At 34.5% G+C, this 22,901-nt stretch carries 23 protein-coding genes and 3 tRNA genes; 19 read left to right on the top strand and 7 right to left on the bottom strand.

Annotated elements, in window-relative coordinates:
* Nucleotides 1-118: 118 nt before the first annotated feature.
* Nucleotides 119-1,366 (bottom strand): methionine adenosyltransferase, encoded by a 1,248-nt coding sequence (metK, locus tag ACRD62_RS07670; protein WP_430819545.1) that lies wholly within the window; start codon nucleotides 1,364-1,366, stop codon nucleotides 119-121.
* 363 nt (nucleotides 1,367-1,729) lie between these two features.
* Here metK and ACRD62_RS07675 point away from each other — a divergent pair.
* From ACRD62_RS07675 to radC, 5 genes are all read left to right on the top strand, one after another.
* Nucleotides 1,730-1,801 (top strand) — tRNA-Glu (locus ACRD62_RS07675).
* Nucleotides 1,802-1,839: 38 nt separating this feature from the next.
* Nucleotides 1,840-2,091, top strand: a complete 252-nt coding sequence (gene rpsT, locus ACRD62_RS07680; protein ID WP_321406168.1) for a 30S ribosomal protein S20 — start codon at nucleotides 1,840-1,842, stop codon at nucleotides 2,089-2,091.
* Nucleotides 2,092-2,105: 14 nt separating this feature from the next.
* Nucleotides 2,106-2,177: transfer RNA gene (locus ACRD62_RS07685), tRNA-Glu, on the top strand.
* 97 nt (nucleotides 2,178-2,274) lie between these two features.
* Nucleotides 2,275-2,346: transfer RNA gene (locus ACRD62_RS07690), tRNA-Glu, on the top strand.
* An 86-nt stretch (nucleotides 2,347-2,432) separates the two neighbouring features.
* Nucleotides 2,433-3,134, top strand: a complete 702-nt coding sequence (gene radC, locus ACRD62_RS07695; RefSeq protein WP_430819546.1) for a RadC family protein — start codon at nucleotides 2,433-2,435, stop codon at nucleotides 3,132-3,134.
* 4 nt (nucleotides 3,135-3,138) lie between these two features.
* On the opposite strand, the gene ACRD62_RS07700 is transcribed toward radC, so the two are convergent.
* Complete coding sequence (locus ACRD62_RS07700; protein ID WP_430819547.1) at nucleotides 3,139-4,251, bottom strand: glycosyltransferase; 1,113 nt, start codon at nucleotides 4,249-4,251, stop codon at nucleotides 3,139-3,141.
* A gap of 112 nt (nucleotides 4,252-4,363) precedes the next feature.
* Between ACRD62_RS07700 and ACRD62_RS07705 the strand changes: the two genes are divergently transcribed.
* The 9 genes from ACRD62_RS07705 to upp all read left to right on the top strand — a co-directional run bounded on the left by ACRD62_RS07705 (nucleotide 4,364) and on the right by upp (nucleotide 12,315).
* Complete coding sequence (locus tag ACRD62_RS07705) at nucleotides 4,364-5,266, top strand: polysaccharide deacetylase family protein (RefSeq protein ID WP_430819548.1); 903 nt, start codon at nucleotides 4,364-4,366, stop codon at nucleotides 5,264-5,266.
* 2 nt (nucleotides 5,267-5,268) lie between these two features.
* Nucleotides 5,269-6,216, top strand: coding sequence for a hypothetical protein (locus ACRD62_RS07710; protein WP_430819549.1), 948 nt, complete (start codon nucleotides 5,269-5,271; stop codon nucleotides 6,214-6,216).
* Nucleotides 6,192-7,691, top strand: a complete 1,500-nt coding sequence (locus tag ACRD62_RS07715) for an AMP-binding protein (protein ID WP_430819550.1) — start codon at nucleotides 6,192-6,194, stop codon at nucleotides 7,689-7,691. Before ACRD62_RS07710 ends, ACRD62_RS07715 begins: the two co-directional genes overlap by 25 nt.
* Nucleotides 7,681-8,400, top strand: a complete 720-nt coding sequence (locus tag ACRD62_RS07720) for a GNAT family N-acetyltransferase (RefSeq protein WP_430819551.1) — start codon at nucleotides 7,681-7,683, stop codon at nucleotides 8,398-8,400. The genes ACRD62_RS07715 and ACRD62_RS07720 overlap by 11 nt, the downstream gene beginning before the upstream one ends.
* Before the next feature lie 6 nt (nucleotides 8,401-8,406).
* Complete coding sequence (locus ACRD62_RS07725; protein WP_430819552.1) at nucleotides 8,407-8,640, top strand: acyl carrier protein; 234 nt, start codon at nucleotides 8,407-8,409, stop codon at nucleotides 8,638-8,640.
* Nucleotides 8,641-9,681 carry a hypothetical protein gene (locus ACRD62_RS07730; RefSeq protein ID WP_430819553.1) on the top strand — a complete coding sequence of 347 codons (1,041 nt, stop codon included), beginning with the start codon at nucleotides 8,641-8,643 and terminating at the stop codon, nucleotides 9,679-9,681.
* Between the two features lie 20 nt (nucleotides 9,682-9,701).
* Nucleotides 9,702-10,961, top strand: coding sequence for a lipopolysaccharide biosynthesis protein (locus ACRD62_RS07735; protein WP_430819554.1), 1,260 nt, complete (start codon nucleotides 9,702-9,704; stop codon nucleotides 10,959-10,961).
* 99 nt (nucleotides 10,962-11,060) lie between these two features.
* Nucleotides 11,061-11,651: a DapH/DapD/GlmU-related protein gene (locus tag ACRD62_RS07740; protein ID WP_430819555.1), complete on the top strand. Its 591-nt coding sequence runs from the start codon at nucleotides 11,061-11,063 to the stop codon at nucleotides 11,649-11,651.
* Between the two features lie 10 nt (nucleotides 11,652-11,661).
* On the top strand, nucleotides 11,662-12,315 hold the full coding sequence (gene upp, locus ACRD62_RS07745) for a uracil phosphoribosyltransferase (protein WP_430819556.1): 654 nt from the start codon (nucleotides 11,662-11,664) through the stop codon (nucleotides 12,313-12,315).
* On the opposite strand, the gene folK is transcribed toward upp, so the two are convergent.
* A complete protein-coding gene (gene folK, locus ACRD62_RS07750; RefSeq protein ID WP_430819557.1) occupies nucleotides 12,312-12,809 on the bottom strand; it encodes a 2-amino-4-hydroxy-6-hydroxymethyldihydropteridine diphosphokinase in 498 nt (165 codons plus the stop codon). The two genes, upp and folK, sit on opposite strands and share 4 nt — an antisense overlap.
* A gap of 159 nt (nucleotides 12,810-12,968) precedes the next feature.
* Between folK and sppA the strand changes: the two genes are divergently transcribed.
* From sppA to ACRD62_RS07765, 3 genes are read left to right on the top strand one after another with little or no spacing between them, the layout of a single operon-like run.
* Complete coding sequence (sppA, locus tag ACRD62_RS07755; protein WP_430819558.1) at nucleotides 12,969-14,732, top strand: signal peptide peptidase SppA; 1,764 nt, start codon at nucleotides 12,969-12,971, stop codon at nucleotides 14,730-14,732.
* A 59-nt stretch (nucleotides 14,733-14,791) separates the two neighbouring features.
* Nucleotides 14,792-15,829, top strand: coding sequence for a tetraacyldisaccharide 4'-kinase (gene lpxK / locus ACRD62_RS07760; RefSeq protein ID WP_430819559.1), 1,038 nt, complete (start codon nucleotides 14,792-14,794; stop codon nucleotides 15,827-15,829).
* Nucleotides 15,801-16,613: a purine-nucleoside phosphorylase gene (locus ACRD62_RS07765; protein WP_430819560.1), complete on the top strand. Its 813-nt coding sequence runs from the start codon at nucleotides 15,801-15,803 to the stop codon at nucleotides 16,611-16,613. Before lpxK ends, ACRD62_RS07765 begins: the two co-directional genes overlap by 29 nt.
* A gap of 33 nt (nucleotides 16,614-16,646) precedes the next feature.
* Here ACRD62_RS07765 and ACRD62_RS07770 read toward each other — a convergent pair whose 3' ends face one another.
* Nucleotides 16,647-17,648 carry an NAD-dependent epimerase/dehydratase family protein gene (locus ACRD62_RS07770; protein WP_430819561.1) on the bottom strand — a complete coding sequence of 334 codons (1,002 nt, stop codon included), beginning with the start codon at nucleotides 17,646-17,648 and terminating at the stop codon, nucleotides 16,647-16,649.
* 10 nt (nucleotides 17,649-17,658) lie between these two features.
* Entirely contained in the window at nucleotides 17,659-18,063 is a 405-nt protein-coding gene (locus tag ACRD62_RS07775; protein ID WP_321406134.1) for an OsmC family protein, read from the bottom strand.
* Between the two features lie 140 nt (nucleotides 18,064-18,203).
* On the opposite strand from ACRD62_RS07775, the gene ACRD62_RS07780 reads away from it, so the two are divergent.
* Both ACRD62_RS07780 and rfbB read left to right on the top strand, forming a co-directional pair.
* The gene (locus ACRD62_RS07780) at nucleotides 18,204-18,809 is read left to right on the top strand and encodes a riboflavin synthase (protein ID WP_430819562.1); all 606 of its coding nucleotides are present in this window, start codon (nucleotides 18,204-18,206) and stop codon (nucleotides 18,807-18,809) included.
* A gap of 150 nt (nucleotides 18,810-18,959) precedes the next feature.
* Complete coding sequence (rfbB, locus tag ACRD62_RS07785; RefSeq protein WP_430819563.1) at nucleotides 18,960-20,012, top strand: dTDP-glucose 4,6-dehydratase; 1,053 nt, start codon at nucleotides 18,960-18,962, stop codon at nucleotides 20,010-20,012.
* 111 nt (nucleotides 20,013-20,123) lie between these two features.
* Here the strand turns inward: rfbB and glmS are convergent, their stop codons facing one another.
* Together glmS and nagB are read right to left on the bottom strand one after the other, a co-directional pair.
* Complete coding sequence (gene glmS, locus ACRD62_RS07790; RefSeq protein WP_430819564.1) at nucleotides 20,124-21,959, bottom strand: glutamine--fructose-6-phosphate transaminase (isomerizing); 1,836 nt, start codon at nucleotides 21,957-21,959, stop codon at nucleotides 20,124-20,126.
* 128 nt (nucleotides 21,960-22,087) lie between these two features.
* Nucleotides 22,088-22,891 (bottom strand): glucosamine-6-phosphate deaminase, encoded by an 804-nt coding sequence (nagB, locus tag ACRD62_RS07795; protein ID WP_430819565.1) that lies wholly within the window; start codon nucleotides 22,889-22,891, stop codon nucleotides 22,088-22,090.
* Between the last annotated feature and the right edge of the window lie 10 nt (nucleotides 22,892-22,901).

Genomic DNA, 22,901 nt, shown 5'->3' on the forward strand with positions numbered 1-22,901 from the left:
AAGTCCCCTTCAGGGGATTTAGGGGTGACATAAAATGATATTTTATTACAAATTGAAACTAACGTTGTTCTGATGTTTAGTTTTTGGACACCCTCCTTAATCTTTATGTAGTATTGAATTAAAGACTAAAAATAGTTTTTACCTTATCAACGTAATCAAGTTTTTCCCATGTAAAGAACTCAACTTCTTTCATTACTTTTTGGCCGTTCTCGATAAACTCAACCTTTTCTTTATAAGGACTACGTCCAACGTGACCATAGGCAGCTGTTGGTTCAAATATTGGATTCTTTAACCCAAAACGTTTCACAATTGCACTAGGGCGCATATCAAAAATACCTTCAACCTTTTCAGCAATTTCGCCATCGGTAAGGTCTATTTTTGATGTTCCATAGGTATTAATATATAATCCCACAGGTTTTGCAACTCCAATGGCATATGCAACCTGAACCAAAATCTCATCAGCTACACCAGCAGCAACCAGATTCTTTGCAATATGACGTGTAGCATAAGCAGCAGAACGATCAACTTTTGAACTGTCTTTACCGCTGAAGGCACCTCCGCCATGAGCACCCTTGCCGCCATAGGTATCAACAATGATTTTACGACCTGTTAAACCGGTGTCGCCATGTGGTCCACCGATAACAAATTTACCTGTAGGGTTAACATGTAATATATAATCATTAAAAAGGTGTTGCTGATTATCCGGTAAAATAGCTTTTACACGAGGAATCAATATATTCTGTACATCGTCTTTTATCTTAGCTAGCATTGCTTCATCTTCATCAAACTCATCATGCTGAGTAGAGACTACGATTGTGTGTACTTTTAATGGCTTATTGTTTGAATCATATTCAATGGTAACCTGGCTTTTTGAGTCCGGGCGAAGGTAAGTCATCACTTTTTCTTCTCGACGGATATCAGCAAGTTCTTTTAGTAAAATATGAGACAAATATAAAGGTAGAGGAAGGTAATCTTCTGTGTCTTTGCAGGCATAGCCAAACATCATACCCTGGTCACCGGCTCCCTGTTCTTCTTCATTTGCCCGTTCAACTCCTCTGTTAATGTCAGCTGACTGCTCATGAATAGCCGAGATCACTCCACATGAACCGGAATCAAACATATAGGCTGCATCAGTATAACCAATTCGTTCGATTACTCTGCGGGCCACATTTTGTGTTGGAACAAAGCCTGTTGTTTTTACCTCACCGCTTAATACTACTAAACCGGTAGTTACCAATGTTTCACAAGCTACCTTGGATTCAGGGTCCTGACGAAGTAATTCATCAAGAATGGCATCAGAAATCTGATCAGCTACTTTGTCAGGATGTCCTTCCGACACTGACTCGGATGTAAATAAATAACCCATATCAAAACTCTTTAAACAACTACACTTGAGTTGCATCACTATTATTACTATATTGATATGTGAAAAAAGGAAGTTAAAACGAAGTACGCGTTTTAGCACTTTTTTAGAGTGGTTGCAATCAGCCAAATCCTTCCACTTTTCACTAGTTGCAAAGTAATGAAATAATAAAATGATGCGCAAGCAAAAGAAGAGTATTTTGTCTTGATTGTATCTTTTCTAAGTGTATTCTAGTGAGTTACTTTGTTAATCAATGTTTTTGACATTTTTTTTGAATTTTTTTTCGAAAAAATATTTGGAGGGAATTGAATTTGATATATCTTTGCATCCGCATTTGAGACAGAGAAAGTGATCCAAAGGCAATAAGGTCCCTTCGTCTAGTGGTTAGGACGCAAGGTTTTCATCCTTGAAACAGGAGTTCGATTCTCCTAGGGACTGCAAAAGTAAAAGAATTAACAATATTATTTTGTATTAAGATGGCAAATCATCAATCAGCGAAAAAAAGAATTCGTCAGATAGAAAAGAGAAGACTTCACAATAGATATTACGCTAAAACAGCTCGTAATGCTGTGAAGGAGTTGAGAGGTACATCTGAGAAAGAAGCTGCTCAGGAGTTGCTTCCTAAAGTTGCCTCAATGCTGGATAAGTTGGCTAAAAGAAACATTATTCACAAAAATAAAGCTGCTAACTTGAAATCTAAGTTGGCAAGCCACGTGAACAAGCTTTAATCAAAGCTTCTTAAGGTCCCTTCGTCTAGTGGTTAGGACGCAAGGTTTTCATCCTTGAAACAGGAGTTCGATTCTCCTAGGGACTGCTAATGCCTTTCGGGAAACTGAAAGGCTTTTTTAATGCAATAAATATTTTGCCAATAACCAGTTAGTTCTAGTATAAAACTACTGAGTAAATGTATTGGTCCCTTCGTCTAGTGGTTAGGACGCAAGGTTTTCATCCTTGAAACAGGAGTTCGATTCTCCTAGGGACTGCGAAAGTCTTCCAAATGCTGGAGGACTTTTTTTATGTCAAATATTTACTTTGTCAATTTGCATCATTATCTTGAATACAAAAGAAAATGATGAATCCATACCAACATCTAAGCATTAAGGAATGGGCATTGGAAGATCGTCCTCGTGAAAAATTACTTGAAAAGGGAATATCTTCGTTATCTGATGCCGAACTGCTAGCTATTATCTTAGGTTCTGGTAGCTCTAAGGAAAGTGCTGTGGATCTTGCAAAAAAGATTCTGAAAGACTGTAATAATAATTTAAATGAGCTTGGGAAGAAGTCGGTAAAAGATTTAAAAAGTAAGTACCATGGAGTAGGTGATGCTAAGGCAATAACAGTTGTTGCTTGTTTGGAATTAGGAAGAAGAAGAAAGTTGCAGGAAGCTGCAAAGCGAATTAAAATAACTCAAAGTAAAGATGTGGTTGATATTTTTCAACCTATTCTTGGTGATCTTCCACATGAAGAGTTTTGGATTTTATTATTGAATCGGTCCAATAGAGTGATTACCCGTTATAAGATTAGTCAGGGCGGTGTTGCTGGAACTGTGATTGATATTAAAATTATTTTAAAGTCTGCTATTGATCATTTAGCTTCTTCAATTATTTTATGTCATAATCATCCGAGCGGGAATATACAACCAAGTGATATGGACAGACAAATTACAAAAAAAATGAAGGAAGCTGGAAAAATTATGGATATTCCGGTATTGGATCATCTTATTATTACCGAATCGGCTTACTATAGTTTTGCTGATGAGGGGGAATTATAAGAAATTAGTCAGTAGAAAGAATCTCTTTTAATTCAATAGTTTCGTTTTCCCAATTAACGAGTCTTCTCGCTTTTATTGCATTTTCTTTCCATGTTTTAATGAGTGATGGTGTTTCTCGTATTTCATTAATATTTTTTGCAATGTTTTGCGGACTAATATCTGAAATTACAGTCCCAAATTCATATTTATTTATAAAACGTTCAATTTCAGGAAAATTAACGCCCAGAATTGGAAGTTGTGCTTGCAATGCGTCAAAAAGTCTGTTGGGTAAAGCATAATAGTTGTTTAGGCCAATGTTTTCAAGCAATGCTATTCCTAAATCGGCTTGTGCAGTATATTTAGGTAATTCCTGAAAAGGTACTTTACCAACAAAGGTAATTTTATCTCCTAAATCATTACTACGTTCTTTTAATTCATTCAAAAGGTCCCCATCGCCAACTATTAAAAGTTTTATGTCTTCTAATATTCTCATAGCATCTATCAGTTCCTTTAAGGCTCTACCATGGTTTACAGCTCCTTGATAAATTAGGGTGAAAGGATTGCCTGATTTTGTTTGTAAATCATTTACATCAATAATACGCGAGGACAAGGGTGCATTGCGGATAACTAAAAAGTCTTTATTGTATTTATCTTTATAGATATTGGCGATTGATTGGCATACTGTTACACCATAATCAATCCCGGGAACAAATAATCTCTCAGCTGTCAACCAAATATTCTTTATCCATAATTTATGTTGAATTTCAGGAACTTCCGGAAAATACTCATGGCTATCAAAGAGCAAGGTATTTTTTTTTAATATTCTTCCCAGACTACATCCGGTTAAAGTATCCAGATCAACTGATACAATTAAATCATATTTACGAAAAAGCAAATAAAAAAATATCCTTAGGTTGAAGATGAGATAAAATTGTGGGCCTTTTTGCCAAATTGTATTTAGATAGATTGTTTTGGATTCAATTCTATGATTGGAAATTAAATTTTTCTTCTTTCTACACAAAAAAGTTGTGTTGTATCCACATTCACTTAATGTTAGTGCTAATTTGTGCAGACGATAGTCAGTGGCCAATTCGCTAACAGTACAAATGATAGCTTTTTTCTCTAATTTAGAACTCAATTTATAAGGTATAGATATTTTGAATCATACAAATATAAGTAAAGAGAATCTTATTCTATATTTGATTAAAATATTATAGTATAAAGTTCGTTAGCAAATTGGGGGTATTATTTTGAAGAAATTACCATACATATTACCATATTATCATGTTGTAAGTGATCAGCACTTGCCACATATAAAGCATTTGTTTTATGTGAAGTCTGTTCGGGAGTTTATTGATGATCTGGAATATATCGGTAAGAATTACTCTATTGTTGGCTTAACTGATTTTTATCAAGCAGCAAAAGAAAGATTTATTAATATTAAGAAACCTATTGCACATCTGACATTTGATGATGGATTAAGTGAATGCTATAATGTTATTGCTCCAATCTTAAAAAGTAAAGGCATTCAGGCTACATTCTTTATTAATTCAGGTTTTATTGATAACAAGGACCTGTTTTTTCGTTTCAAAGTATCTCTACTTATTGATGATTTATTATCCAAAGGTAAATTAACCAGAGAATTAGAAGTGCAATTAAAGGATTACCTATATTCAGATAATGAAGTGATTGATAGACTTGCTCAAGACAATGGGGTTGATTATAATGAATTTTTGAAAAGTAATAAGCCTTATTTAACCAGCGATCAAATTCAGTCATTAATAGAGGATGGATTTACTATTGGTGCACATAGTCATGATCATCCCGAATTCAGGTTTGTTTCAGAAGATTTTGCTCTCAATCAGGTGGTAAAAAGTGTTGATGAAGTGTCCTCACGTTTTAATCAAAATATAAAGGCATTCTCGTTTCCTTTTACAGATTTTGCATTAAAAAAAGAGTTTTTCAATAGACTTTATAAAAGTGAGATAATCGATATCAGCTTTGGTACTGCAGGCATAAAAAAGGATGAAATAGCAATGAATTTTCAGAGGGTGCCAATGGAATTCAAGTATAAAGCGAAAAGTATTATTGGTTATTATAATTTAAAATCCAAAATGAGACAGCTTCTTGGCAAGGATCTGATTTTAAGATAAGAATGAGAGAAATAAAATTAGAGGAAAATAAGATATTGCACTTAAAAAGAAGTGAAATTGAGGATCAAAAGTGGGATGATTGCGTTACGAACTCTTCTTTTGATAATCCTTTGGCTTATTGTTGGGTTTTGGATATTATGTATCCAAAATGGGAAGCCATTGTAGACAGTGAATATAAATGGGTATTGCCAATAACAGCAATAAAATTTTTAAAATGGAAATTTATATCTCTTCCTAATTATGTACAATATTTGGGTTTTATTGGAAGTTCATCGGGTGAGGAATTTAAAAGTATTTTATCATGCCTGAAGAGGGAGTTAGGTTTGGTGTTTGTTACTTTTGGTCAGACACCTGGTATAAATGATAATTTAATAGCAGAATCTTATTTGAGGACAACATATCATCTTAATCTGAATCAATCTTACGAAGACATTAAATCTAATTATTCAAGCAGCTGTAAGAAAAATATTAGAAGAGGGTGTAGGGAAAATGTTCAGATTAGCATAAGTGATTCGTCTGATGAACTTATACAGTTAAAGTCTGAAATGGTGAAATTTAAAGGACTGGATAGAATTTCAGATATTAGTAATTCGAGATTAAAAGAATTGATAAGTGTTGCTATAAAATTTAAAAAAGGAGTTTTATATAAAGCTGAGGTGAGTGATAAATTGTGTGCGAGTGCTTTTTTTATATTTGGTGCGAGAGGGGTTAATATTTTTTCTGCAACAAACAGTTTGGGACGATCATCAAAAGCTTCATTTTTATTAGTAGATAATTTTTTACACGAATATTGTAAGAAAGATTTATATCTTGATTTTTGTGGATCAGATATTAAAAGTATTGCAGATTTTAATTCAGGATTCGGGGCTGTTCCATTATCTTATACAGCTTATAAAATATCCAAGAACACAATGTCATATTATATATGGAGGATACTGGTCAATATATAAATTTTCTCAATAAGATAAGGGATTCATTTAGGCTTTATCCTGATAGAAATGCGCTATATATTGGAGGTCGTTTCTATTCTTTTAAAGAATTGGAAAGGCAGGTTGGCACTATCTGTGACTATTTGTTGACTAATTGTGTTGATAGCAAGGCAATTGGAGTTGTTGGGAATCATGATTTAAAGAGTTATGCCTCAATTCTGGCAATTATGTTCTTAGGTAAAACATTTATTCCAATTTTAAATGATGCCCCTGAAATAAGAAATGAATACATCCTGAATCTTTGTAATGTAAATGTTGTGTTAAACTCCCGGGATACAGACTTAACACAATATGATATTCTTACACCAGATTCAATGGTGGACAGGGTTGTTATTCCGGAATTAATCATCAATCAGGAGGATATATTGTCTGTGTTATTTACTTCCGGAACCACAGGAGTCCCTAAAGGAGTGCCTTACACATTTAAGAATATTAATTGTACTCTGGATGCCTATTTTAAGCTGGGTATGGGTATTGGAATTGAAGACAAATTCTTGCAGATGTTTGACTTTAATTTTGATATGTCCATGTTGTCGTATTTGCCGGCTTTTTGCATTGGAGCTTGCATTTATCCTTGTAAAAATAGTAGTATTAAGTATTTAAATGCTTTAGAATTGTTATTAAGGCATGAGATCTCAATTGCCACTATGGTCCCCACAACATTACATCTATTGAGGCCATATTTTGAAAGGCTTCAATTGCCTAATCTAAAATATAGTTTATTGGGTGGAGAACCTTTTTCACAGGAGCTTGCTAATCAATGGATGAAATGTATACCCAATGGAAAGGTATTTAATATATCCGGACCGACAGAAACAACCATGGCATGCATGGGATACTGGGTTCCTAGAGAATTGGAGAGGCAGCAGCAGCATAATGGGATTCTGGCATTTGGTTTACCTTGGCCAAATACACGAGGTATAATTGTGGACTCTCAGAATAAAGAATTGCCAAAGTTTAAAAAAGGGAATTTGTCATTTTCCGGTGATAATGTTATGCAGGGATATTTAAATCAGGAAGAGCTAAATAAAGAGGTGTTTTTTTATAAAGAAGGAAAGAGATTTTATAAAACAGGAGATATTGCTTTTATTGGTGAGGATGATACCTTTTATACTTGCGGGAGGTCTGATAATCAGGTTAAAATTAATGGATACAAGGTGGAGTTAAGCGAGGTTGAACATGCCTGCAGAACCTATCTTAAACTATCTAATGTCTATGTCGCTGTAATGAATTCAGGATCTATTGTAAATCGTATTGTAGTTTTTTATGAATCATCGGTTTTATTGAATTCAGATAAGCTAATCTCAGTATTGAGAGAAAAATTACCGCCATATATGGTGCCACAAAAGTTTGTATGCGTCAAAGAGTTTCCAAGGAATAATAATGGAAAAATTGATAAACAAGGTTTAAAAGAAAGTCTGCTTAATGAATCATAATGTGTTAAATAGAGACAATCTTCAATCATTTTATAATAGAGCTCTTTCATTAAAAGAACGGTTTGTAAACTATCAGGAAATCTGTTTTCCGGGTGATAACTTGCATGCATGGCCGCAATTTATATATGGTTTTTCAGAAGATACTTTTCGTGTGGAGGAAAGACTCATGCAGGTACTGGAAAAAGTAGAATTCCCGGCATATGTTATAATTGATTCTGAACATAAAGAGGTACTGGATTCTTTAAGATCCTTGGGTTTTATGCCTGTTGAAATATGGCCGATGATGTATCTTAACATTAGTGATTTTAACAAGGATCTACAGGAAAATATGCTTACAGATTACGACTCTCAGATTTTAGCATTAATAAATGAAACTCATTTTGCAAAACAACCACTTGAAGAAGAATATTTCAAGTATTTGCTTGGTTTAGAAGGATGTATGGTTTTTGGTATGTACGATGCAGATAAAGTGGTTGCAGCTTGTTTGACATTCAAGCAAGATTCTAATCTTGGTATTTACATGATGTCAACCAATAATAATTATAGAGGAAAAGGATGGGGGCGCAAGTTACTTCATAATATTATCTCGGATTGTAAAACAAAGCAAATTCAATCATTAACTTTACAAGCAAATCAGTTGTCAGTTGGATTCTACAAAAAAATAGGATTCTCCATAACTGGTAATTATTTAATCTTTGTAAAGAAATAACTACATATGGACAAAATAGAAGGTGAAATTATAGCTATTGTAGCCGGTATTTTGAAAGTAAATCAATCAGATCTTCAACTAGAATCGTCAGGGGATTCTATTCATCAATGGGATTCATTGGCTCACGCTTCGATTATTTCAGCAGTTGAGGAATATTTTGATATAAAATTTGACGTGATGGATATCATTCAGATGAGAACCATTGATGATATTATCAATACCGTCAAAAAAGTATCGTAAATGAAATTTATTAACGTAAAGAATGGTGAAATACTATCTTTTTTAGAACAGTATAAAAAGGAGGATAGGTCTGTTTTGCCAATTTCGACTTTACGAGCAAATTCATTTTATAATAATCCAAAAGCATCTAATGAAGATGTTGTTCTGGTTTTGGCATACAAGAATGATCAATTAGTTGGGTTTATTGGTTTTTTACCAGATTATTTGCAAGGTGATCCAACGAAAAAATTTGCATGGAACAGTGGTTGGTGGATTGATGAAAATAAAGGTAGAGATATAGCCATCCCATTACTTCTTTATGGAATGAAACAATGGAATAATATGGTTGGCTTTATCGATCTACCTTACCATTCGTTTAATATACTTAATACTTTACGGTTAATTGATGTATTGGGGGTGGATAGTGGCGTTAAATATGTGCTAAGACCCTATCTCCCAAATAGTAATGTACTGCAGTGCTTTTTTAGTTTATTACCGGGTATTATTCCGTCATGGTTGCTAAATAGTAAAGTAGATACAAGCTTTTCTTTAGTAAGAGAATTGACAAATGATATGGAGTATTTTATCGCAGAAAACCAGAAGAATACATTTGCGAAAGATAGAAATGATTTTGAGTGGATTAAAAATTTTCCATGGTTATCAACACAGGATAATTACATAAATGAGCAAAAGAAGTATCCATTCAGTTTAGTTACTTCGTCATTTTGTTTAAATTATTTTAAAATAGAAATAAACAAAGAGGTAGTATCAGTTGGTCTTATCAAGGAAAGAGATGGACATTATTATTTACCTTTCCTTTATTTGAATGAAAAGTATATAAAATCTGTTCTAATTGATATTGTTAGTCATATCATAAAAAGTGGAGGGTTGAGTTTATATATTTATAATTCGGTTTTTAATGAAGTTCTTGGTGAAACTGTTATAAAATATTTACCGCAAAAAGAAGTGTTTCAGAAAACGGCATTTACAAAGGATTTCATAAAGTTATGGGGTGCGCAGATTAATTGCCAGGATGGAGATGGGGATGCTGTTTTTGCTTAGGAGGTGTTAAATATCTTGTTATGCTTGGAAACAGAATAAAAAAAATATTTATATTATATAGAGGTAATATAGTTGCACAAGCATTAAACTTAGTTGTTTTTTTTGGAGCAACATACTATTTTCCTATTGATATAATTGGAACGTATTTTATTTTCGTTGCTATTGCTGAAATTTGTGGATCCTTCTTTTCATTACAGTCCCATTTAACTATAGCGCTAGCTAATACTTTCAAAGATAAATATCAGAACTGGAAAGCAGGTTTTAACATTATTTTATTATTTCATGTTTTATTTATTGTTGGTATAATTATAATTTATTTTCTGCAAAGAAGCTTTTTCAGTGGAGTATTCGCATTTAAATTATGGTATTTTTTATTGCCTATCTCTTCTCTTTTTTTTGGAATGAATCAGTTAGGTGAACATTATTTAATTGCTATTTATAGATATTCATTCGTTAGTAGATTAAAGTTTATAAGGGTTGTTTCTTTTAGTTCTGTTGTTTTAGTATTTATTTTAGAACCCAATAGTATAAATGCACTTATATTAGGGTATTTGGTGGGGCAAATTACACAAGTTGTCGGGTATTATTTTTTGGCATATAGAAGATTATCAATAAAATTTTCAATTCTCGAAGTGAAAATTTTACTGATACAATTCTTTAATAAATACAAACACATTCTTATTCTTAATACAATAGTTTCACCTATAAATATTATTAGTAATCAATTGCCAGTAATATTGTTACCAATCTTGTATAGTAAAAGTGTAACTGCTAATTATGGAATTGTATTTAAAACCCTTCTTTTTCCGGTAATGTTATTTTCTCAGGTCTATGGACAAGATATTTATGTGAAGGCGTCAAATATTTTTAATAAAAAGGAGCCATTATCCAATTTCTGGAAGTTAGAACTTCGAAAACTTTTTATCATTGCGATTATTCCATTTATCATAATATATCTAATAAGTCCATGGTTTTATGAAAAAGTAATGGGACAAGAATGGTTGTTAGCAGGTGATATTACCAGAATCATATTAATTTGGATGTTTATCAATTTTATAAAAACACCATTAGCATCATTAATATCCATTTTACAATTACAGAAGAAATGGCTAGTATTTGAGGTTTTTCAATTAATTGGCAGATTATTAATCTTTTTTATTTCATATGTATTTACATTTAGTGTTCAGTATACATTAACTTTGTATGCTTTAATAAGCTCATTTGCAGGAATAATTCTATTAATATATATATATTATTCAATTGGAAGGAAAGGATTTTAAATTCCATAAATATTAAATGTAGAATTTTTCTAAAATATTTTTAAGTGAGAAAATGATCAGAAAAAGAGTTTTAAAAGTAGAAGGATTAGATTATTTACTATGGGGTTTTTAAAGAAGTTACTCTTAAAAATTGATAATACTTTTTTTCGTTGGTGTGTTCGAAAAATATACCCACAATACAAAAGACCTATCAACGGCTATCTGGAGCATTATAAGGTACTTTGGACCTATGTTTTTATGCAAAAAGTATTGGGATTTAACAGAAAAGTGCCATGGCCGGTTGATTTTAGAAGTAGAATTATTGGCTGGGAGTTTATTGAAAAAGGTATAATCTGTGATCCAGGAGATAATTTAGGAACATACATTAATGCATGTGGAGGTTTAAAATTTGGCGATAATGTTGAATTAGGTCCGAATATAACAATTGTTACGACCAATCATTATAAGTATGATGTTAGAAAAACATCAAATAAAAAAGGAGTAATAATAGGTAATAATGTATGGATAGGTTCACATTGTGTGATCCTTCCAGGGGCGGTAATTGGTGATGAAGTAACAATTGGTGCAGGATGTGTAATAGATAAAGAGATACCCTCTAAATCAACTGTTGTGCGAGGAGATGATAGTATTAAGATTATACCTAAGACCAAAGATTATGAGTGGGATATATATAAGGAAGAATTGACCTAAATAAATACTTATGCAAACAAAAATATTTAATCAGGAACAAAGTATTTTTAATCGGTTTATCGCCGAGATTCGTGACACTTCAATTCAAAATGATCCGATGCGTTTTCGCCGGAACATTGAAAGAATGGGAGAAATAATGGCTTACGAAGTAAGTAAGGACTTGATATATACTGATAAATCAGTTACAACTCCTTTGGGCATAGCCATTGAAAAAGTACCATCGGAAGAGGTGGTGATAGCGTCCATTTTAAGAGCCGGATTGCCTTTACATCAGGGAGTATTGAATTATTTCGATCGGTCTGAGAATGCGTTTGTTTCGGCTTACAGAAAATACAACGAGAAAGGTGATTTTGATATTCATATTGAATATATTTCTTCACCTTCGCTGGATGGAAAAACAGTATTATTGTGTGATCCTATGCTGGCAACCGGTACTTCCATTGAACTGGCTTATAAGGCACTTCTTCACAGAGGTAAACCAAAGCATGTTCATATCGTTTCGTTAATTGCAAGTCAGGCAGGAGTGCAATATGTTGAGAATATGTTTAAGGATGAGCCTGCAACACTTTGGCTGGGAGCAGTAGATGAAGAATTGAATGCTAAATCATATATTGTCCCCGGACTGGGAGATGCCGGTGATTTGGCTTATGGAAGCAAAATCTAAACAATTTTTTTTACTATACTTTTATCATTACATTCTAATAAAAGTTGATCAATAGTTTTATTGAATACTGGGTGAATCAGGTTGTTCCAATGATCAGAAAGTGGTAAAAGTGTAAATCTCCTTTCGTGAAGTAATTTATGTGGAATGATTAATCTTTCTGATTGAAAAATCACATTATCGATAAATAAGATATCAATATCAATAGGCCGGGATTCATACTGAGTTCCGGTTTTTTCTTTTCTTCCTAAGGCTTTTTCAATTTTTTGGGTTGTATCTAAAAGTGTAATTGGATCTTTACTGGTATCAAATTCAACTACCTGGTTGATGAAATTTTGTGAGGATTCAAAACCCCATGGTTCACTTTCATATAGGTTTGATACTTTACAAGGATTACATAGTTCGCTTGTTAATAATTTAATTGCCTTAGCTAAGTATTCTTTTGTATTGCCAATGTTTCCACCTAACAGTAAAATAGCTTTGTTATATTTTATCATTTTGTTGTTTGATAATGAATTGCAGAAAAATATTTTATCTTAAACCGACCATATAGTATAGTTGATTATCCTTAAATTTAATTGTACTTTGATGGTTATTTTTAATACTTTTGCTTGCAATCTTTAATTATTAACCCATACCAACTCAAATTACAGATTATGGTAAAATTTTTCAAATACTTATTGGCCACATTTGCAGGAGGCTTGGTGGCTGCAATTTTTCTTGTACTTATTTTCATTGGTATACTTTCAGCTATTGCCTCTTCAGCTGATAAAGAAGCAAAAATAGAAGAAAATACCTTATTAATTCTGAATCTCGAAGGACCAATTTCAGATAGAGTTGTTGAGAATCCTTTTGAAGATGCATTGGCTGAAATATCTGGTAATCCGGCAGCAGAAGGTTTGAACAGAATTTTGGCGAATATCGAAAAAGCCAAAAGAGATGAAAATATTTCAGGGATTGTACTTGAAACAGGTCTTTTATCAGCGGGTTATGAAACCATAGAAGAGATAAGAGAGGCATTGGTTGATTTTAAATCGACAGGAAAGTTTGTATATAGTTTTGCTCCAATATATACTCAGAAAGGATATTATCTTGCGTCTGTTTGTGACAAGTTGTATCTCAATCCCGGTGGGATGGTTGAGTTAAATGGATTGTATGCTGAAAGAACTTTTTTCAAAGGGACACTTGATAAAATAGGTGTTGAAATGCAAATTGTTAAGCATGGTAAGTTTAAATCGGCTGTTGAACCATTTATGTTGGAAGAGATGAGTGAGCCAGCTCGCTTACAAACAGAAGTTTATTTGAACTCCATGTGGAATCATCTAAAAGATAAGATTGCTACCGCTCGTGGCGTAGATGTTGCCTTGGTGGATGATATTGCCAATCAAATGCCAATGCTGCGCGATCCTCAATTATTATTGGATAATAAGCTGATTGACGGTTTAAAATATAAAGATGAATTCCTTGATGAATTGAAACAATTAACCGAAACGGAAGCTAAAGATGACCTGAAAGCAGTTAATAGCAGCAAGTATGCTAAGGTTTATGTAGCAAAAGAAACAAAAGGATTTATACGGGATAAAATAGCTGTGATTTATGCTCAGGGAGGAATTGATGATGGATCCGGTTCAGGAATAATTTCTGAGGAATTATCAAAAACGATTCGTAAAGCTCGTCGAGATAGCTCTGTGAAAGCCATTGTACTTAGAGTAAATTCTCCGGGAGGTTCAGCTTTAGGGTCAGAAATTATCTGGCGCGAGGTTGAGTTGGCTGGTGAAGTGAAACCATTAATTGTTTCAATGGGTGATGTTGCAGCCTCAGGAGGATATTATATTTCTTGTGCTGCGGATAAAATAGTTGCTGGTCCAACAACGTTGACGGGTTCGATTGGAATCTTTGGTATGATTCCTAATGTTGAAGGATTAACCGAAAAGATTGGACTGAGTTTTGATGGCGTTAAAACCAATGAATTTTCAGATATGCCAAGCCTAACCAGACCTTTCCGTAAAGAGGAAAAGGAAATTATGCAGGCATATATCGAACATGGTTATGATATTTTTATTGGTCGTTGTGCCGATGGTCGTTCAACAACAAAAGAGGCAATTGATGAAATCGGGCAAGGAAGAGTATGGAGTGGTGCCAATGCCAAAGAGATTAATTTGATTGATGAATTCGGAGGATTGAATAAGGCCATTGAGCTTGCCAAAGAAGCAGCGGGTCTTGAGAATTACCGTATTCAGGAGCTTCCTGAAATTGAAGATCCTGTTCAGGCTTTTCTAAAAGGAATTAGTGGAGAGGCAAAAATGTTTATTGGTAAGTCTATTATGGGAGACGAATTTAAGCATCTTCAGACTTTAGAGAGCTTAAAGAATGGAGCTCAGATACAGGCTCGTTTACCTTATGATATTAGTATTCGATAAATATATGGAGCTGGTTGGTATTCCAACCTGTTCTGTTATTTCAATTTTCAAAATCGATAATGCAGATAAGAAAAGTACTTTACCCGTTCAGTTTGCTTTACGGGGCAGTTACAACTGTGCGGAATAAACTTTTCGATTGGAATATTTTACCTTCCAAAGGCTATAATCTTCCTATCATATCTGTTGGTAATATAACCGTTGGAGGAACAGGTAAAACTCCATTTACAGAGTATCTTATTCGCTTGTTGAAAAATGATTATAAGCTGGCGTTATTAAGTCGTGGATACAAACGTAAGACCCAAGGGCCATTTTTGTCAGATGATCAGAGTACTGCATCTGATATTGGAGATGAACCATTTCAGATAAAAAAGAAATTTGCAGGAATAGAAGTGGTAGTGGCAGAGAAACGTGTGGAAGGTATGCAGATCATCAGAACTAAAACCAGCGCCGATGTGGTTCTTATGGATGATGCATTTCAACATAGATATGTAACTCCGGGATTCTCAATATTGGTAATCGACTATAGCCGACCTTTGTGGAACGATTTGCCTTTTCCTGCTGGCGATCTGAGAGAGACAAGAGCAGGTCAGAAAAGAGCTGATATAATTCTGGTTAATAAATGTCCGCTTTCGATGAGTGAAGAAGAAAAAAGTTATTGGCTGAATAAGTTAAAGCCTTGCTCAAAGCAAAAGGTTTTCTTTTCGGCCATTACTTACGGACAAATGGTGGGTTATTCAGGGCAGGTTGTTAATGTTATTGACAGGCAAATTATTGCTCTTGCAGGGATTGCACGGCCTGAATTGTTCTTTTCTTATCTCAAGTCAAAGGTGAAGATTGAAAAGGAATTGATTTATCCTGATCATCATTCTTTTAACGAGAAAGATTTACAGGAGATTAAAGAAGAGATTTCGAAAATGGGTAATGATTGGCTCATTATTTCAACAGAAAAGGATTTTACCCGATTATATGGGTTGGATGAGGAGATTGATAAAAGATTGGTGTATGTGCCAATTGAATTGAAAATATTATTTGAAGAAGAAAAATTATTAGAATTAATTATACGCAACTATGTTAGAGACTATCAGAAAGACAGCTGATTTTTTGTCGCATCAGAGCGGTTTAAATCCTAAGATTGGTATTATTTTAGGAACTGGTTTGGGTGGCTTGGTTGAGGAGATTGAAATAGAAAAGTCTATTCCTTATGAAGAGATTCCTGAATTCCCTGTTTCAACTGTTGAAGGCCATAGTGGAAGATTGATATTTGGTACCATCAATGGAGTGCCGGTTTTAGCGATGCAAGGTCGTTTTCACTATTATGAAGGTTATACAATGCAGGAAGTTACTTTTCCTGTAAGAGTAATGAAAGCTTTAGGTATTGAAACCTTGATTGTATCTAATGCAAGTGGTGGTTTAAATCCTGATTTTAAAGTTGGGGATATAATGGTTATAACAGACCAGATCAATATGTTTGGTAACAATCCGTTGATCGGAAAGAATCATAATGAGTTGGGCCCTCGTTTCCCGGATATGAGTGAACCATATAGTAAACACTTAATTGCTAAAGCTCTTGAAATCGGAAGAGAAAATAACATTGATTTGAAGCAAGGTGTTTATGCGGGTACAACCGGACCGACTTTCGAAACTCCTGCAGAATATAAGATGTTTCGTGTGTTAGGTGGAGATGCTGTAGGTATGTCTACAGTACCTGAAATTATTGTTGCCCGTCATATGAATATGACTACTTTTGGAATATCCATTATTACAGATTCCGGAGTACCAGGTCAGATTGTGGAAGTGTCGCACGAAGAAGTTCAGGAAGTGGCAGCGGCAGCAGAGCCGTTAATGACAAAAGTGATTAAAGAATTAGTTTCGGAAATATAATATATAGAAAAAGGATCCTTTCAGATCCTTTTTTTATGCTTTGATATATCGGGCTGCATTTTTAATGGATTCTTCAATCGGGATATAATTTATTGGATACAACTTTTGTAATTTCTCGTTTGAGTAAATTGATTTATGCTGTGAGGTACGAGCTGTTTCCTTTGTGAAGCGTGGTTCAACCCGAAGTATGTAATACTTTAGTCTTTCGAGTCTCCAGGCTATGCCTGTTAATATTCTTCCTGCTCTGAATCTAGGTGGTTTGGCATTAAATTCCTTCGCACCCATAGTAAAGAAATCTTTATAAGCAATATTCTCTCCGTTTACAATAAAGCGTTCGTTTACAACATCACTGTTACAGACTTTAATCATTGCCTCCACAACGTCTCTCACATCCACAAAACCAGTTGATCCAATAGTATAGAAAGGTGTGCCTTTCATGATGGTTTCAAATAGCTGGCCAGTACTTCGGTTAAGTTCTACCGGACCGATAATTACTGACGGATTGATGATAACAGCATTTAAGCCTTCTTTGGTTCCTCGCCATACTTCCATTTCAGAGCTGAATTTACTTTGCGAATAAACCGAATGATTATCATCGTTTTGCCAAAAAGTTGATTCATCAATTGGTGATCCATTGGGTGAGTCGCCTAAAGTGGCAATTGAACTGACAAAGCAAAAACGGGCAGTTCCCATTTCAATACAAGCATTTACCAGGTTGGCTGTGCCATCAACGTTGTTGCTGAACATCTCCTTGGAATCACTTGGTTTAAAAGATACCATCGCAGCACAGTGATACACTTGCTCAACATCATTCAATGCATCCAGAAGCGAAAAATAATCATGTAAATCGCCTTCAAACCATTCAATATTTTGATAGTATGATTCTGCATTATCAGAATAAAATTGAAAAATTTTTCTTACAGATTCCTTCGAACTGGTATCTCTGCAAAGAACTCTTACTTTATTGCCTTCTTTGGTTAGTCTGTATAACAGATGTGAACCAACTAAACCTGTTCCTCCTGTAACAAAAATCATGTAATATTCTCTACCAGTTAAAGATTATGGTTTGTTTAAGATCAGGATGAACACTTAATGGAACCGGACTAATACCAGCTACGCTTTCGATTAACTTCTTTTCATCCTCAGAGTAACCTTTCTTTGGGAAATTGAATTGAATAACAACTTCGGAAACCCTGCGCGGATTTTCAGCCATTATCTTGGTAATATCTAATTCCGTTCCAACCAGGTCAATGCCATTATCCATGGCTTTAATACCCATTATAGTCATAATACAATTGCCCAAAGCTGTAGCCAGCATATCAGTTGGCGAAAATGCTTCACCTTTTCCTCGATTATCAGTTGGAGCATCAGTAATTATCTTAGAACCTGATTGAATATGAATATTCTCAGTTCTTAAATCACCTAAATAAGTTGTTTTAATAGTTGTCATAACAGCTTCGTTTGAATGGCTTCGAAAAATACGAAAATTAAATCAAGTGCTAAAAAAGCTTTTTGTCATTTATAAAATGCATTTTTTAATCTATTTTAGCCAATTAGGATATTTGAGATAGTAACATAAACAATTTAAATATGTTTTCAGGTATAGTAGAAGAAGCAGCAACAGTAGTTGGATTGGAACAAGATCAGGGTAACCTGCATCTTACATTAGAATGCTCATTTACTGATGAATTAAAGATTGACCAGAGTGTGGCTCACAATGGGGTTTGTTTAACTGTGGTTAAAAAAGAAGGTCAAAATTATACTGTAACAGCCATTAAGGAAACTTTGGAGAAGTCAAATCTGGGATTGCTGCAGATTGGAGATAAGGTAAATCTTGAGCGTAGTATGATGATGAATGGGCGTTTGGATGGTCATATTGTTCAGGGCCATGTTGATCAAACTGCTAAATGTATTGAAGTTAAGGAAGCAGATGGAAGTTGGTATTTCACGTTTCAATATGTTATTGATAAAGAGAAAGCATCTCAGGGTTATATGACGGTTGAAAAAGGATCGGTGACTGTAAATGGAGTTAGCTTAACGGTGGTTAATAGCAAAGAAGATCGTTTTTCAGTGGCTATTATCCCATATACCTATGAATTCACAAACTTTCATCAGATTAAGCAGGGAAGTACTGTAAATCTTGAATTTGATATACTGGGTAAGTATATTAGTCGCATTATGTCGTTGCAGAGTTAATAGACTGAAAAATTATTAATTAGCCTTGAAAGAAGTTAATCAAGGCTTTTTTATTCTTCAAGTTAATATAACCGTATTAAATCAAATATTGCAGCAATGTTTATTATTGTGTTTTATATTTGATTGAATTCAATTGTAAATCAGTTTCAAATGAAAAAAATACTCATCACCGGTGGTGCCGGTTTTATCGGATCACATGTTGTAAGGTTGTTTGTTAATACCTATCCCGAATATCATATTTATAACCTGGATGCTTTAACTTATGCAGGTAATCTTGAAAATTTAAAAGATATTGAAACGAAGAGTAATTATACTTTTTTGAAAGGTGATATTACGGATGCTGATTTAATGAATCAGTTTTTTGCTGAATATCAGTTTGACGGAGTTATTCATCTGGCTGCAGAATCTCATGTTGATCGTTCTATTTCTGATCCATTGGCTTTTATTAAAACAAATATAATGGGGACTGTTAACCTTTTGAATGCAGCTAAAGATGCATGGAAAGGTCAGATGGAAGGAAAGCGTTTCTATCACATTTCAACAGATGAAGTATATGGTTCTTTAGGTAAGGAGGGATTATTCACTGAAACAACGGCTTACGATCCCCGCAGTCCTTATTCTTCATCCAAGGCAAGTTCTGATCATTTGGTGCGTGCTTATTACCATACATATGGTTTACCTGTAGTTATCTCTAACTGTTCGAATAATTACGGTCCAAATCAGTTTCCGGAAAAGTTGATTCCTCTTTCAATTAATAATATTAAGAATAAGAAACCGATTCCTATTTATGGAAAAGGTGAGAATATTCGCGATTGGTTATTTGTGATAGATCACGCCAGAGCCATTGATGTAATTTATCATCAGGGTGGATTAGGTGAAACATATAACATTGGCGGTATTAACGAATGGACAAATATTGACCTGATTCATAAGCTTTGCGAAGTTATGGATGATAAGTTGGGTCGTGAAAAAGGTGAATCAGCAAAGTTGATCACGTTTGTAAAGGATCGGGCTGGTCATGATATGCGTTATGCCATTGATTCATCTAAATTAATGAAAGAATTAGGTTGGGAACCATCATTGCAATTTGAAGAAGGTATAGTAAAAACTGTAGAATGGTATCTCGACAACGAAGAATGGTTAAATAACATTCTTTCGGGAGATTACGAGAAATACTATCAGGATCAATACGAAAAGAGATAAGGTTATAAAACCAATAAAAATAGTAAAGCCCGGTTGACGTTTCAATCGGGCTTTTACTGAGAGATAAACCTTAAAAGTATTACATACACTAATTCCAGAAGGAATCAATGCTTATTCAACCGTTACTGACTTTGCCAGATTTCGCGGTTGATCAACATTACAGCCACGCATGACTGCAATGTGATAAGATATGAATTGCAGTGGTACAACAGTTAATAATGGAGCAACAGCTTCGTGACAATCGGGTACTTCTATCACGTAATCAGCCATTTTCTTAATAATCTCGTCGCCTTCGGTAACAATGGCAATGACTTTGCCGTTTCGAGCTTTTACTTCCTGTATATTGCTTACAATTTTTTCGTATGATTTGTCTTTGGTAGCCAAAACAAAAACCGGCATGTTTTCATCAATCAAGGCAATTGGTCCATGTTTCATTTCGGCTGCCGGATACCCTTCTGCATGGATATATGAAATTTCTTTTAATTTCAAGGCACCTTCAAGAGCAACAGGGAATAAATAACCTCTACCCAAATACAATGCATTAGTTGCATTCTTATAAGTTTCAGATATTTTCCTAATTTCCTCACCTTTTTGAAGGATTGTCTTGATCTTATCTGGCACCTGTGTCAATTCATCGATAAGATTAGAATATTCCTCTTTTAATAGATTTCCTTTTGTTTTACCCAATAACATTGCCATCATGGTAAGTACGGTTACCTGGGATGTAAATGCTTTGGTTGATGCTACTCCTATTTCAGGTCCGGCATGAGTGTATACACCTGCATGAGTTTCGCGAGGAATAGAAGAGCCTGCAACATTACAAATACCCAGGATAATTGCACCTTGTTCTTTTGCCATTTTAATTGCGGCTAAGGTATCGGCTGTTTCACCACTTTGCGAGATAGCAATAATAACATCATCTTTATTGATGACCGGATTGCGATATCGGAATTCACTGGCATATTCAACTTCAACCGGGATACGGGCAAATTCTTCAAAAAGATATTCACCTACCAAACCGGCATGCCATGACGTACCACAAGCCAAAATTATGATTCTTTTTGCCTCAGTAAGTTTCGGTAACACATCAATAATACCACCAAGGAATATTTTTGAATGATCCATTGAAATACGACCACGAAAAGTATCTTCGATTGAAAGAGGTTGTTCGTAGATTTCTTTCAACATAAAATGCTCATAAGAACCTTTATCTATTTCGTCAATACTAAGGTTTACTTTCTGGATTTTTGGTTTTTTAGAGTCGTTTTGAATGCTTTTTAAAGTCAGATTGTCTTTTTTGATGACAGCCACTTCTTCATCATTCATATATATAACCTGGTCGGTATATTCAACAATGGGTGTTGCATCTGAAGCCAGAAAATATTCTTTTTCACCAACTCCAATAACCAATGGACTACCTTTACGGGCTGCAATCAACTGGTCATTTTCGTCAGTGCAGGTTATTACTAAGCCATAAGCACCGATCACTTTAGTAAGTGCATAACGAACTGCAATTTCAGCATCAACCTTTTCTTCTAAATAAATATTTTCAATAAGGTTGGCTAAAACTTCGGTATCTGTTTCACTCTGAAATGAATAACCACGAGTGATTAATTCTTTTTTTAAGTGGGCATAGTTTTCAATGATTCCATTATGAACCACAATAAACTTACCATTTTGAGAAACGTGTGGATGTGCATTATTGTCGCTTGGTTCTCCATGTGTTGCCCAACGGGTATGACCGATACCAATCGATCCGGAAATAGATTTTCCTTTCGCATGTGCTTCAAGGTCTTTTACCTTTCCTTTGCATTTGTAAACGTGTACACCATCGTTTACCAATGCCAGGCCTGCTGAATCGTACCCTCTGTATTCTAGGCGCTGTAGGCCTTTAATGATAATTGGGTAAGCAGTTCTGTCTCCAACGTAAGCTACTATTCCGCACATATAATTAAACTTTTAATTGTTCTCAATAATATTTCCATAATAAAACGAAAGAGGAACCCTTTCGAAAGAATTCCTCTTTTCACTATGAAATATAACGTTTTAAAGGTTAAAAGTTTAACCTTTTTTGATTACCACTGGCTATCAGGTGATAAATTGTCCTTTTCGATATCTTTAAAATATCGATACGTTCCCACCTTCAATTCATAGGTTGCAGCTTCATCACAAACAATAATTCCTTTCGGATGCATTTGTAATGCGCTGATAGTCCACATGTGATTGATTCCTTCTTCTACAGCATGTTGCAAAGCTCTTGCTTTGTTAAAACCATTAACAATAATCAAAACTTCTTTGGCATCCAATACAGTACCAACACCAACTGTTAAGGCAGTTTTGGGTACCTGATCAGGATCGTGATTAAAGAATCTTGAATTTGCTAAAATGGTATCATAAGTTAACGTTTTAACTCTGGTACGGGATTGTAATGACGATCCCGGCTCATTGAAGGCTAAGTGACCATCAGGGCCAATTCCTCCCATAAAAAGATCAATGCCTCCAGCTTCTTTTATTTTATTCTCATATCGCTCACATTCCGCTTCCGGATCTTCAGCCTGTCCATCTAATAAATTAGTGTTTTCAGGTTTTATGTCGATATGACCAAAAAAGTTTTCCCACATAAAAGAGTGATAACTCTGAGGGTGCTCTCTTGTAATTTCCCGGTACTCATCCATATTGAAAGTGACTACATTTTGAAAGGAAACTTTTCCTTCTTTATGCAGTCGAATTAACTCTTTGTATGTACCAAGCGGGGATGAACCAGTTGGTAAGCCTAGCACAAAAGGTCGTTCTCCTTTATGCTTGTTAATTCTTTGGGCTATATAGGCCGCTGCCCATGATGACAGTTCCTGATAGTCCGGTTCAATAATTAGTCTCATTTGTAATCTA

Origin of the sequence: Carboxylicivirga caseinilyticus, from assembly GCF_050589785.1 — a bacterium.
GTDB classification, from domain to species: domain Bacteria; phylum Bacteroidota; class Bacteroidia; order Bacteroidales; family Marinilabiliaceae; genus Carboxylicivirga; species Carboxylicivirga caseinilyticus.

Excerpts from the sequence above, each read along its gene's own strand:
- folK (WP_430819557.1), bottom strand. The coding sequence starts at position 12,809 with ATGATAAAATATAACAAAGCTATTTTACTGTTAGGTGGAAACATTGGC.
- ACRD62_RS07780 (WP_430819562.1), top strand. The coding sequence starts at position 18,204 with ATGTTTTCAGGTATAGTAGAAGAAGCAGCAACAGTAGTTGGATTGGAA.
- ACRD62_RS07730 (WP_430819553.1), top strand. The coding sequence starts at position 8,641 with ATGAAATTTATTAACGTAAAGAATGGTGAAATACTATCTTTTTTAGAA.
- metK (WP_430819545.1), bottom strand. The coding sequence starts at position 1,366 with ATGGGTTATTTATTTACATCCGAGTCAGTGTCGGAAGGACATCCTGAC.
- glmS (WP_430819564.1), bottom strand. The coding sequence starts at position 21,959 with ATGTGCGGAATAGTAGCTTACGTTGGAGACAGAACTGCTTACCCAATT.
- ACRD62_RS07735 (WP_430819554.1), top strand. The coding sequence starts at position 9,702 with ATGCTTGGAAACAGAATAAAAAAAATATTTATATTATATAGAGGTAAT.
- ACRD62_RS07740 (WP_430819555.1), top strand. The coding sequence starts at position 11,061 with ATGGGGTTTTTAAAGAAGTTACTCTTAAAAATTGATAATACTTTTTTT.
- rfbB (WP_430819563.1), top strand. The coding sequence starts at position 18,960 with ATGAAAAAAATACTCATCACCGGTGGTGCCGGTTTTATCGGATCACAT.
- radC (WP_430819546.1), top strand. The coding sequence starts at position 2,433 with ATGATGAATCCATACCAACATCTAAGCATTAAGGAATGGGCATTGGAA.
- sppA (WP_430819558.1), top strand. The coding sequence starts at position 12,969 with ATGGTAAAATTTTTCAAATACTTATTGGCCACATTTGCAGGAGGCTTG.
- ACRD62_RS07710 (WP_430819549.1), top strand. The coding sequence starts at position 5,269 with ATGAGAGAAATAAAATTAGAGGAAAATAAGATATTGCACTTAAAAAGA.
- lpxK (WP_430819559.1), top strand. The coding sequence starts at position 14,792 with ATGCAGATAAGAAAAGTACTTTACCCGTTCAGTTTGCTTTACGGGGCA.
- ACRD62_RS07715 (WP_430819550.1), top strand. The coding sequence starts at position 6,192 with ATGGAGGATACTGGTCAATATATAAATTTTCTCAATAAGATAAGGGAT.
- ACRD62_RS07720 (WP_430819551.1), top strand. The coding sequence starts at position 7,681 with ATGAATCATAATGTGTTAAATAGAGACAATCTTCAATCATTTTATAAT.
- ACRD62_RS07725 (WP_430819552.1), top strand. The coding sequence starts at position 8,407 with ATGGACAAAATAGAAGGTGAAATTATAGCTATTGTAGCCGGTATTTTG.
- upp (WP_430819556.1), top strand. The coding sequence starts at position 11,662 with ATGCAAACAAAAATATTTAATCAGGAACAAAGTATTTTTAATCGGTTT.
- ACRD62_RS07770 (WP_430819561.1), bottom strand. The coding sequence starts at position 17,648 with ATGATTTTTGTTACAGGAGGAACAGGTTTAGTTGGTTCACATCTGTTA.
- ACRD62_RS07765 (WP_430819560.1), top strand. The coding sequence starts at position 15,801 with ATGTTAGAGACTATCAGAAAGACAGCTGATTTTTTGTCGCATCAGAGC.
- nagB (WP_430819565.1), bottom strand. The coding sequence starts at position 22,891 with ATGAGACTAATTATTGAACCGGACTATCAGGAACTGTCATCATGGGCA.
- rpsT (WP_321406168.1), top strand. The coding sequence starts at position 1,840 with ATGGCAAATCATCAATCAGCGAAAAAAAGAATTCGTCAGATAGAAAAG.
- ACRD62_RS07775 (WP_321406134.1), bottom strand. The coding sequence starts at position 18,063 with ATGACAACTATTAAAACAACTTATTTAGGTGATTTAAGAACTGAGAAT.